The sequence below is a fragment of the Phenylobacterium sp. genome (genome assembly GCF_016793285.1).
GTDB lineage: Bacteria > Pseudomonadota > Alphaproteobacteria > Caulobacterales > Caulobacteraceae > Phenylobacterium.
This window is the reverse complement of sequence record NZ_JAEUMO010000215.1, coordinates 1-10,466: the sequence shown is the minus strand read 5'-3', so window position 1 is coordinate 10,466 and position 10,466 is coordinate 1. Positions and strand designations below refer to the sequence as shown.

Annotated in this window: 10 protein-coding genes and 1 tRNA gene; 5 read left to right on the top strand and 6 right to left on the bottom strand. The window is 68.8% G+C overall.

Features of this window, described 5'->3' with window-relative positions:
• The first annotated feature begins 10 nt into the window (after window positions 1-10).
• The 4 genes from JNL41_RS19020 to JNL41_RS19005 all read left to right on the top strand — a co-directional run bounded on the left by JNL41_RS19020 (window position 11) and on the right by JNL41_RS19005 (window position 2,451).
• Window positions 11-84 (top strand) — tRNA-Gln (locus JNL41_RS19020).
• 297 nt (window positions 85-381) lie between these two features.
• Window positions 382-753, top strand: coding sequence for a response regulator (locus tag JNL41_RS19015; RefSeq protein WP_293477691.1), 372 nt, complete (start codon window positions 382-384; stop codon window positions 751-753).
• Window positions 754-799: 46 nt separating this feature from the next.
• The gene (locus JNL41_RS19010; protein ID WP_293477689.1) at window positions 800-1,495 is read left to right on the top strand and encodes a response regulator transcription factor; all 696 of its coding nucleotides are present in this window, start codon (window positions 800-802) and stop codon (window positions 1,493-1,495) included.
• Between the two features lie 191 nt (window positions 1,496-1,686).
• Entirely contained in the window at window positions 1,687-2,451 is a 765-nt protein-coding gene (locus JNL41_RS19005; RefSeq protein WP_293477687.1) for an ATP-binding protein, read from the top strand.
• A 155-nt stretch (window positions 2,452-2,606) separates the two neighbouring features.
• Here JNL41_RS19005 and fixJ read toward each other — a convergent pair whose 3' ends face one another.
• The 4 genes from fixJ to JNL41_RS18985 form a co-directional block, all read right to left on the bottom strand.
• The gene (gene fixJ / locus JNL41_RS19000; RefSeq protein WP_293477685.1) at window positions 2,607-3,227 is read right to left on the bottom strand and encodes a response regulator FixJ; all 621 of its coding nucleotides are present in this window, start codon (window positions 3,225-3,227) and stop codon (window positions 2,607-2,609) included.
• Window positions 3,184-4,665, bottom strand: coding sequence for a PAS domain-containing sensor histidine kinase (locus tag JNL41_RS18995; RefSeq protein ID WP_293477683.1), 1,482 nt, complete (start codon window positions 4,663-4,665; stop codon window positions 3,184-3,186). Before JNL41_RS18995 ends, fixJ begins: the two co-directional genes overlap by 44 nt.
• Before the next feature lie 186 nt (window positions 4,666-4,851).
• A complete protein-coding gene (locus tag JNL41_RS18990; protein WP_293477681.1) occupies window positions 4,852-5,397 on the bottom strand; it encodes a GNAT family N-acetyltransferase in 546 nt (181 codons plus the stop codon).
• Window positions 5,394-7,499, bottom strand: a complete 2,106-nt coding sequence (locus JNL41_RS18985) for a S9 family peptidase (RefSeq protein WP_293477679.1) — start codon at window positions 7,497-7,499, stop codon at window positions 5,394-5,396. The genes JNL41_RS18990 and JNL41_RS18985 overlap by 4 nt, the downstream gene beginning before the upstream one ends.
• A gap of 193 nt (window positions 7,500-7,692) precedes the next feature.
• On the opposite strand from JNL41_RS18985, the gene JNL41_RS18980 reads away from it, so the two are divergent.
• The gene (locus JNL41_RS18980; protein ID WP_293477677.1) at window positions 7,693-8,544 is read left to right on the top strand and encodes a serine protease; all 852 of its coding nucleotides are present in this window, start codon (window positions 7,693-7,695) and stop codon (window positions 8,542-8,544) included.
• Window positions 8,545-8,597: 53 nt separating this feature from the next.
• Here JNL41_RS18980 and JNL41_RS18975 read toward each other — a convergent pair whose 3' ends face one another.
• Together JNL41_RS18975 and JNL41_RS18970 are read right to left on the bottom strand one after the other, a co-directional pair.
• Complete coding sequence (locus tag JNL41_RS18975) at window positions 8,598-9,047, bottom strand: MaoC family dehydratase (protein ID WP_293477675.1); 450 nt, start codon at window positions 9,045-9,047, stop codon at window positions 8,598-8,600.
• A gap of 45 nt (window positions 9,048-9,092) precedes the next feature.
• On the bottom strand, window positions 9,093-10,466 hold a 1,374-nt coding region (locus tag JNL41_RS18970; protein ID WP_293477673.1), incomplete at its 5' end, for an acyl-CoA synthetase.

Below are 10,466 nucleotides of genomic sequence, written 5' to 3'. Positions count from 1 at the left end.
CCGTTCCTGCTGGGGAATGGTGTAATGGTAACACTGCGGTTTTTGGTACCGTCATTCTAGGTTCGAGTCCTAGTTCCCCAGCCACGCCGCGCCGGCCTTCCAGACACCGTTCGCCGGCTTCGCCGCGGGGCGCTCGCGCGGGACGCAGCGCGGCCGCAAAGCGCAACCGCAAGTTTCTGCGACAGCCCGTCACACGTATATATACCTAAGGACTCGTCCGGGATTTCCAGCCCCCGAATCACTGTGGTTCTTAACCGTTAACCATAGTGAACACCGGCTGAAGGACGAGCGGCAGATGTCTTCCAAGAGTGCGCCCACGCGGCGGCCAGCGGCGGGTTTCCGCTGCGCCTTCAAGTCGTTGGCTTGAAGCCGGGGGCTGGCGTGGGCGGCAAGGTTCTCATCATCGACGACGACCCGGCCTTGCTGCGCCTGATGGCGATGGCGTTCCAGCAGGCGGGCTTCGGCGTGGTCGCCGCGGACAACGGCCGCAAGGGCATCCGCATGGCCAGCGCCCACAAGCCGGACCTCGTGGTGACCGACATCGTGATGCCCGACATCGAAGGCATCGGCGCCATCCGCGCCATCAAGCGGGTCGCCCGTCCGCCGAAGGTCATCGCCATCTCGGGCGCCGGCCGGGCGCGCGGCGCCGACTATCTCTCCTGGGCCAAGCACCTGGGCGCCGACGAGGTGCTCGCCAAGCCTTTCCGCATGTCGGAGCTCATGAAGATCTCGCAGTCGGTCATCGCCGGCTGACCCACCCGAACATCCATCAACGCGCACCATTGCAAGGGGACAGGCAATGCACATCCTGATCGTGGAAGACAACGCCGCCACCGCCCGCAGCATCGAGCTGATCCTGACGGCCGAGGGCCACAACGCGTCGGTGACCGCCTCGGGCGAGGAAGCGGTCGAACTCGCGGAACTCTACGACTACGACGCCATCCTGATGGACCTCGACCTCGAGGACGTCCCGGGCACGGAAGCGCTGCGCGAGATCCGCGCGCAAAAGCTCGCCACCCCGGTCATCATCGTGTCGGGCTCGACGGAGGTCGACACCAAGATCGGCGCCCTGGCCGCCGGCGCCGACGACTACATGACCAAGCCGTTCCACAAGGGCGAGCTCGCGGCGCGCATCAACGCGGTGGTCCGCCGCTCCCGCGGCCACGTGGAATCGGTGATCCGCACCGGCGCGATCGCGCTGAACCTCAACACCCGCACCGCAGAGGTGAACGGAACCGCGATCCACCTGACGCCCAGCGAGTACAAGATGCTGGAGCTGCTCTCGCTCAGGAAGAACAGCGTGCTCACCAAGGAGCAGTGCCTGAACCACCTCTACAACGGCATGTCAGAACCCGAGATCAAGATCATCGACGTCTTCATCTGCAAGCTGCGCAAGAAGATCGCCGCGGCGGCCGGCGGCGACAGCCAGATCGAGACGGTGTGGGGCGGCGGCTACATGCTGCGCGACGCCAAGCCGGTTGCGCTGGCGGCCTGAAGCCCCTGTCGTTCGGCGCCTGGGCGGCCGGCTCCCGCGGGAGCCGGCCGTTCGCTTGCGCGTCCCGAGGGTGCGGCGGCCGGTCCTAGGTATGTGTACTTAGGTAGTCGTGCCGAGATGATTCCTACCCTGGCGTGTGCTCTTGATTCGCTCGGCCACATTCTGGCCATGGATGCGGCAGGGACAGGGCAATGGCCTTCGACGGCGTTGCAGACAAGCGGACGATCCGCCCGGCGCCGGCGCCGGAGCCCGAGGCCGAGCAGGCGGCGCGCCGCCAGCAGGCTGCGGTGCTGGCCCACGACTTCAACAACCTGCTGAACGTGATCCTGGCGGCCAACGAGGCCCTGACGGCCCGACTGCCCGAAGGGTCCGACGACGGCGAACTGGCCCGCATCGGCCTGGAGTCGGCCGAGAAGGGCGGCGTGATGCTGCGCCGGCTCATGGAGCTGTCTCAGGCCGCCCAGCCAATGGCCGACGAGATCGACTGCGCCGGGGCGATGATCGGGGTCGCGCGCCTGGCGAATGTCTCGACGGCCGCCGGCGTCACCTGCGTGGCCATGGCCATGCCCGAGCCGCTCGTCTGCCTCGCCGACCGTGCGGGGCTGGATTCGGCGCTGCTGAACCTCTGCGTCAACGCGGGGCACGCGCTGCCGAGTGGCGGCGCGGTGCGGCTCGAAGCCGCGGCGGAAGACCTGGACGGCGAGGCGGCCCGCGGGCTGCGGGTCACGCCCGGCCGCTACGTGGCGCTCTCGGTGGCCGACCGCGGCGTCGGCATGTCGCCGGCGGTGCTGGCGCGCGCGGGGGACGCCTGGTTCACCACCCGCGCGGGCCGCGGCGGCACGGGCCTGGGGCTGAGCGGCGTCGCGGCGTTCTGCCGCGCGGCGGGCGGCGCCCTGCGCCTGGTCTCGACGGAAGGCCGCGGCACGACCGCGACGCTCCTGCTGCCGCGCGCGTAGGTCGGAACCTCAAACGCCCTCTCTCGGCGTCATCCCGCGGCTTGTCCGGACAAGCGCGACGTCGACGGCGCGATCGTCGCGAGGTCGCGGCCCAAGGGGTGGCCTGGACGGGCTGGGCCATGACGAAGGGGGGCCGATTGAGTTCAGCGCGGCGGCTACGCGGCGCCCGCGGTGAGGGTGGAGCGGATGAGGTCGGAGAGGCTGTCGGCGCGCATCTTGGACATGACGTTGGCGCGGTAGATCTCGACCGTGCGCGGGCTGATCTCCAGCCGGGCGGCGATGACCTTGTTGCTGGCCCCCTCGACGATGAGGTCCAGCACCTGGCGTTCGCGGGCGGTCAGGCTCTCCAGGCGGCGCAGCACGCGGGTCTTGGCCGCGCCGGCGTCGATGGCGGCGTCGTTCTCCTCCATGCAGGCGCGGACGGCGCGCAGAATCTGCTCGCTGTCGAAGGGCTTCTCGATGAAGTCGGTGGCGCCGGCCTTCATGGCGTCGACGGCCCGGCTGACGTCGGCGTGCCCGGTGATCACTATCACCGGTAGTATGCAGCCCACGCCCTTGAGCGCCTTGATCAGGTCGATCCCGTCCATGCTGGGCATGCGCAGATCGGTGACGATGCAGCCCCTGGCCGCGGCGTCGAAGGTGGCCAGGAAGTCGTGGGCGGAGGCGAAGGGCCGGGCGGTCAGGCCGTCCGACTTGAGCAGCACGACGAGCGAGTCACGGGCCGCATCGTCGTCATCGACGACGAACACCGTCCGCTCGGCCGCTGACGTCACCATCTGCACCTGCCCGCGCCAATACAAAACAGAAAGCAGCGCCACCCAGACGGCTCGGTTCAGCCCAGATCCGTCCCCTGTGGTTTTCGACTATAGCATTTGAAATCGACAGGCCCAGCCCCATTCCCTCGGGCTTTGTGCTCGCCAGGGGCTGGAAAAGGCGATCCGAGACGCTTGGATCAATGCCCGGACCACTGTCCTCGACAGTCGTGAGAATGCGATCCTCAGAATCCAATTTCGTTGAAATTTGAAGCTGACGGGTCGGGTACTTGGTTACAGCTTCGATGGCGTTGCGCGCCAAGTTGACGACAAGCTGCTGAATTTGAATGCGATCCGCCATCACCGTATCTTGGCCCTTGTAGAGGTCGTAGACGACGCGGACGTTCGCGTCCCGCGCCATCAGGGCGATGATGAAGTCGACTTCGCCGATGATGGCCGAAAGGCTCTCCGGCTTCTGGAGTGTCCCGCCGCGCGTCGCAAGATCGCGCATGGTGCGGATGATCTCGCCGGCGCGCACGGCCTGGTCGCCGGCGCGGGCCACGGCGTCGATCAGGTCGTCCTCGTTGAGCTCCAGCCGGGCGATCAGGTTGCGGGCGGCACGCAGGTAGTTGGTGACGGCCGACAACGGTTGGTTGAGTTCGTGCGCCAGCACCTGCGCCATCTCGCCCATGGAGTTGGCGCTCCACACCTGGCTGAGCTGGCTGCGCAGTTCATCGTTGCGCCGTTCGGCTTCCTGCATCGACGTCAGGTCGCGCACGACGACCGTGAGCAGCCGGCCGCTCTCGATGTCGACGTGGCCGATGCGCACCTCCATGGGGAAGGTCTCGCCGTCGCGGCGGAGGCCGGTCAACTGGCGGGTGGAGCCGCTGACGTCGTCGCCGTTCCCGTCACCGGCGAGGGCTGCGTCCTCGCCGGGAGGCATCAGGCGGCTGAGGTCCTGGCCCACCAGTTCGGCGGCGCTCCAGCCGAAGATCCGCTCGGCCGCGCGGCTCACGCTCTGGATCACGCCGCGGTCGTCGATGACGGCCAGGGCGTCGGCGACGATCTCGAGGCTGGCCTGCAGCAGCGCCTCGCGCTCGGCCTGGTCGGCGATCAGCTCGGCCGCGGCGCGGCGCTGGGTGAAGATGCGGGCGGCCGCGGCGCCGGCGGCTGCGCCCATGCCGAGGAACAGGAGGCCGCGCAGGACGCGCTCGATCGGCGGAATGTCGGCCAGGCCGTCGAGCCAGACGCCGCCGAGGGTCATCAGGATCGTGGCCGTCAGGGCGCCCAGCGGGCCGCCCATCCACGCGCATGCGAACAGCGCCGGCGCGCCGAGCACGTAGACCGAGTGGCCGAAAAGCGGTCCAGCGGCATAGACCACGGCCAGAACGACCGCGGACAGCCCGACCGCCAGAACCTGGCCTCCGAGGATCCGGAAGCTCAGGGTCGAATTCTTCGCCAAATCGGTTGTGTGATTTCCCGTCCACAACCCAAGCATGTATTCTACATTCCGCGCCGGTCCCCGCCGACTTCCGGAGTCTGCGGAAAAAATTCCAGCTAAGCAATTACGTACAAGTACATAAGGGCAAGCGCGCGCCCTTTTAGGCGTATGTTTTGCCTCTGCTTTCGCCTATCGGGCGAAGACTTGTCAGCTACCTGACAGAGGGACGCCGGGGCCTTCGGGAGACGTGAGGTCGCCCCCGTTCAACGCCTTCTGCATCCAGACGATGTCGACCCAGCGCCCGTGCTTGAAGCCGAACGAACGGCCGACGCCCTGATGGGTGAAGCCCAGTGCGGTGTGCAGGCCGATCGAGGCGGCGTTCCCGCTGTCGCCGATCACGGCCACGAGCTGGCGGACGCCCAGGTCCGCGCAGGCCTCGATCACAGCGCCCAGCACGGCGCGGCCCACGCCTTTGCCGACGGCGTCGGGCGCGATGTAGACGCTGTCCTCCAGCGTGTAGCGATAGGCCGGGCGCAGGCGGAACGGGCCGGCGTAGGCGAAGCCCAGCACGACACCGTCCTGCTCGGCGACGAGGTAGGGCAGGCCGAGGCCCCTGATGGCGGCCAGGCGGCGCGCCATCTCGGCGGCCGGCGGCGGCTCTTCCTCGAACGTGCCGAAGCCGTGCAGCACATGGTGTCCGTAGATGGCCGCCAGCGCGTCCGCATCCGTCTCGTTCGCCCCCCGGATGATCATCCCGCCGCCTTCCAGTCCTTCTCGAGCGCCCAGATGGCGAAGGCGTAGTCCAGGGCGATCTCCTTCAGGAAGTCGAAACGGCCCGAGGCGCCGCCGTGGCCGGCCTCCATGTTGATCTTGAGCAGGATGGGGGCGTCGCCGGTCGAAGACGCGCGCAGCTTCGCCACCCACTTGGCCGGCTCCCAGTAAGTGACGCGCGGGTCGGAGAGGCCGCCGGTGGCGAGGATCGGCGGATAGGCCTGGGCCGAGACCCGGTCGTAGGGGCTGTAGCCGGCGATGCGGTCGTAGGCGGCGGGGTCCTCGATCGGATTCCCCCATTCGGGCCATTCGGGCGGCGTGAGCGGCAGCGAAGTGTCGCTCATGGTGTTGAGCACGTCCACGAACGGCACGGCGGCGATGATCGCGCCCCAGAGGTCCGGCCGCAGGTTGGCGACCGCGCCCATCAGCATGCCCCCGGCCGAGCCGCCGTAGGCCGCGATCCGGCCCTCCGCGGCATACTTCTGGGCGACCAGGTGCTCGGCGCAGGCGATGAAGTCGGTGAAGGTGTTGGTCTTCTTCTCCCTGCGGCCGTCGAGGAACCAGCCCCAGCCCTTGTCCGATCCGCCGCGGATATGCGCCGTGGCCCAGATCCAGCCGCGGTCGACGAGGCTGAGGTTGCGGATCGAGAAGCTGGGCTCCATGGCGTGGCCGTAGCTGCCGTAGCCGTAGAGCAGCAGCGGCGCCGAGCCGTCCTGCGGCGCGTCCTTCAGCATCAGCAGCGTGATCGGCACCTCGGCGCCGTCCGCGGCCCTGGCCGTGAGCCGGCGCGCCACGTAGCGGGCGGGATCGTGGCCGGACGGGATTTCCTGGGTCTTGCGCAGCGTCCGCGCGCGGGTGGCCATGTCGTAGTCGAAAGTCTGCCGCGGCGTGGTCGGCGACTGGTAGACGAAGCGGGTCGTGGCCGTGGCGTACTCGTAGCCGCCTTCGAGGTTCAGCGCGTAGGCCTCCTCGTCGAAGGCGACGATGTGCTCGGCGCCGCTGCGATCCATCACCACCAGGCGGTCCAGCGCGTTCACCCGCTCGGCGCGGACCAGGTGGCCGGCGTAGGCGGCGAAGCCGGTGATGTAGCGGCCGGGCTGGTGGGCGATCCAGTTGCGCCAGGTCGCCTTGGCCGGGACCGCCGCGTCCGACGTGCAGAGCTTGAAGTCGACCGCGCCGTCGTCGTTGGTGCGGATCACCCAGCGGTCGGTCCAGTGGTCGAGGCTGTACTTGACGCCGACGCGACGCGGCTCGGCGATCAGCGGCGCGGCGGTCGGATCGGAGGCGGGGATCAGCAGGATCTCGGTGGTCTCCTGGTTGCCCACATGGATCAGGATATGGCTGTCGTCGGAGGCCACGCCCACGCCCAGGAACATGCCGTCGTCGAGTTCCTCGTAGACGAGGGCGTCGTCACCGCCGCGCGCGGCGCGGCGGAAGACCTTGGCCGGCCGGGCGTTCTCGTCGCGCCAGATCCAGAAGATCCACCGGCTGTCCGGCGAGAAGACGAAGTCGCCGTAGGCGCTCTCGATCGGCGGACCGACGTCCTGGCCGGTCGCCAGATCCTTGACCCGGATCCGATAGTACTCGCTGCCCTGCTCGTCGGCGGCCCAGCCGAAGAGGGCGTGGTCGGGGCTGTGGCTGGCGGCGCCCACCTGGAAGAAGGCCTTGCCCCTGGCCAGCGCGGGCTCGTCCAGCAGCACCTCCTCGCCGTCGGCGGGCCCGGCCCCCTCGTGGCCTCGTGGCCGGCGGCCGTGGATCGGGTGCTCGGCGCCCAGGTCGTAGCGGACGTAGTAGTCCCAGGGCCCGTCGGGCGAGGGGACCGAGCTGTCGTCCTCCTTGATGCGCCCTTTCATCTCGGCGAACAGCTTCGCCTGGAGATCCTCCGTGCTGGCCAGCACAGCCTTGGTGAAGGCGTTCTCGGCGTCGAGGTGGGTGCGCACGTCGGCTCGCAGGACCTTGGGGTCGCGCAGGACCTGCTGCCAGTTGTCGTCCTTCATCCAGGCGTAGTCGTCGACCCGGACGCGGCCCAGTTGCTCGATGCGATGCGGGACCTTCGGGGCGACGGGGGGCTTTGTGGCGCTCATGCGGCGCTAGATGCGGCCTCCGGAGCCCTCGCTCAAGCGTACAATCCCTTGCCGGGTGCGCGTTTCCGCGCGCGGCTCACGGCCGCAGGCGAATGTGGCGACTTGTTGGCCGCAGTCGTTCCGTGATTCACTACTTGTGCATCGAGATCGCGCATCAAAGACGCGAGGGGCTAGTCGAGTTGAGGGGCCATCCATGGTCATGGACCTGGCGGTTGATCTGATCCACGCGACTGTTCAGCTTGAACAGCCGCTGGGCGACGGCACCCGCACCGTCGGGACGGGGTTCCTGATCTCGGCGCCGGACGCCGACGGCAAGCCGCGCACGGTGCTGGTCACCGCCAACCACGTGCTCCAGAAGATGCCGGGCGCGACCGCCCGGATCGGCTACCGCATCGCCAACCCCGACGGGTCGTGGAGTTATTCACCCCAGCAGGTGAAAATCCGCGATGGCGAGGGCCGCGAGCTGTGGACCCACCACCCGAACCGCGACGTTGCGGCGATCACCATCAAGGCGCCGGCCGAGTTCGCCAAGGCCGCGCTGCCGATGAACTACCTGGCCGCCGACGACACCTTCGAGAAGTTCCAGGTCAACGCCGGCGACGAGATGATGGCCCTGGGCTTCCCGCGCGGCCTGTCGGCCAATTCGGCGGGGTTCCCGATCCTGCGCTCGGGCCGGGTGGCGTCCTATCCGCTGGCGCCGGCCAAGGTGTTCCCGACGTTCCTGCTCGACTTCTCGGTCTTCCCGGGCAACTCGGGCGGGCCGGTGTTCGTGAGCCGCGGCTCCAGGTCCGAGCCGGCCGGCGTCCAGCAGGCGTCCAACGCGACCGACAACGGCGCCGACGCCGGCTTCATCGCGGGCCTGCTCACCCAGCAGGTCGAGCTCAACAACGAACGGCTCGAGATCGGCATCGTCACCCACGCGCGCTACATCCGCGAGACGATCGCCCTGATGCAGAACCCGCTCGCGCCGGCCACCCTCGCCGAGGGCATGACCGCTGTCACCGGCAGCCGCACGGCCTCCGCGGAGGAGGCCGCACGGGAGTAGTCCGCGCAGCCCCCTCGGTCAGCTTCGCCGACAGCTCCCCCTGAGGGGGAGCACTAACCGCCGTAGAGCACCGAGATCGTCTCGGCGATGCAGGCCGGACGGTCCTCGCCCTCGATCTCGATGGTGCATTCGTTCTTGATCTGCATGCCGCCCGCTTTGGGCTCGGCGCCGATCAGCTTCTGGCGCATGCGCACGCGCTTGCCGACGCGGACCATGTTGGTGAAGCGCACCTTGTCCGAGCCGTAGTTGATGCCGCGGGTCACGCCCTTCACCGGCAGCATGCCGGCGCCGAGGAAGGGGATGAGCGACAGCGTCAGGTAGCCGTGGGCGATCGGGCCGCCGATCTCCTTCGTCGCGCGCTCCACGTCGACGTGGATCCACTGATGGTCGCCGGTGGCCTCGGCGAACTTGTTGACGCGGTCCTGGTCGATCAGGACCCAGTCCGACACGCCCACCTCCTGGCCCACCAGTCCGGGCAGGTCCTTGATCTCGACCGGGTTCATTCGTCACTCCTCATTGGTGTTCGGGGGCAGGCTCTAGCATCACCGCTAGACGATCCGCGAGCCTTCCTTGCCCCAGTAGGCGTCGCGGATCAGCCGCTTGTAGAGCTTGCCGGTGGCGTGGCGGGGGAGCTCCTCCATGAAGTCGAGCTTGCGCGGCGCCTTCACATGGCTGAGCCCCTGGCGCGCGAAGGCCATCAGCTCGTCGCGCAGCGCGTCGCCGGCGTCGGCCCAGTCGGCCGGCTGGATCACCGCGATCACCTGCTCGCCCATCTCCTCGTGCGGGCCGCCCACCACGGCCACGTCGGCGACCTTGGGGTGGCCGATCAGCAGGTTCTCGATCTCCTGCGGATAGATGTTCACGCCGCCGGAGATGATCATGAAGCTCTTGCGGTCGGTGAGGTAGAGGAAGCCCTCCTCGTCGACCCAGCCCACGTCGCCCAGGGTCGTCCAGCCGTGCTTGTTGGTGCCCTCGGCCACCTTCTCGGGGGCGTTGTGGTACGCGAGCGGCGGGCCGTTGGCGAAGTGGACCACGCCCTCGCTGCGCGGCGGCAGCGCCTCGCCGTCCTCGCCGCAGATGCGCAGCTCGCCGATGATCGCGCGGCCGACCGAGCCCTTGTGCGCCATCCACTCCGGCGCGGTGATGTAGCAGAAGCCGTTGCCCTCGGTGCCGGCGTAGTACTCGTAGATCGCGTCGCCCCACCAGCCGATCATCTGCTCCTTGACGGGCACAGGACAGGGGGCGGCGGCATGCACCGCCGACTTCATCGACGAGACGTCGTAGCGATCGCGCACCTCCTGCGGCAGCTTCAGCATCCGCACGAAGTGGGTGGGCACGAACTGGCCGCAGTCGCACCTGTACTTCTCGATCAGCGCCAGGGCCTGTTCGGGGTCGAACTTCTCCATCACCACGACCGTCCCGCCCTGGCGATGGACGCCCATGGTCCAGCGCAGCGGGGCGGCGTGATAGAGCGGGGCGGGCGACAGGTAGGTCGGCGTCTCGGGGAAGCCGAACAGCATCTGGGCGATGCTGCCCATACCCGGCGTCTGGTCGATGGGCAGGCCGGTCAGCGGCGGCTTGATGCCCTTGGGCCGGCCGGTGGTGCCCGACGAATAGAGCATGTCCGAGCCCGAGGTCTCGTCGGCGATCGGCGTCGTGGGGAAGCCGGCGATGGCGGCCTCCCAGCTTTCGTAGGGCGCCCGGGCCGGGTCGGTCATGTAGAGCTTCACCGACTTGGGCAGCACGCCCGGCAGCTCGTCGACCACGGCGCCGACGCCCGGCGAGGTGACCAGGAGCTGCGCCCCGCAGTCGCCCACGATGTACTCGACCTCGCCGGCGGTCAGCTTGGACGAGATGCAGGTGTAGTAGAGCCCCGCCCGCTGCGCCGCCCAGGCGATCTCGTAGTAGCGCGGGTGGTTCTC

Excerpts from the sequence above, each read along its gene's own strand:
- fixJ (WP_293477685.1), bottom strand. The coding sequence starts at position 3,227 with ATGGTGACGTCAGCGGCCGAGCGGACGGTGTTCGTCGTCGATGACGAC.
- JNL41_RS18985 (WP_293477679.1), bottom strand. The coding sequence starts at position 7,499 with ATGAGCGCCACAAAGCCCCCCGTCGCCCCGAAGGTCCCGCATCGCATC.
- JNL41_RS18990 (WP_293477681.1), bottom strand. The coding sequence starts at position 5,397 with ATGATCATCCGGGGGGCGAACGAGACGGATGCGGACGCGCTGGCGGCC.
- JNL41_RS19010 (WP_293477689.1), top strand. The coding sequence starts at position 800 with ATGCACATCCTGATCGTGGAAGACAACGCCGCCACCGCCCGCAGCATC.
- JNL41_RS18975 (WP_293477675.1), bottom strand. The coding sequence starts at position 9,047 with ATGAACCCGGTCGAGATCAAGGACCTGCCCGGACTGGTGGGCCAGGAG.
- JNL41_RS19005 (WP_293477687.1), top strand. The coding sequence starts at position 1,687 with ATGGCCTTCGACGGCGTTGCAGACAAGCGGACGATCCGCCCGGCGCCG.
- JNL41_RS18980 (WP_293477677.1), top strand. The coding sequence starts at position 7,693 with ATGGTCATGGACCTGGCGGTTGATCTGATCCACGCGACTGTTCAGCTT.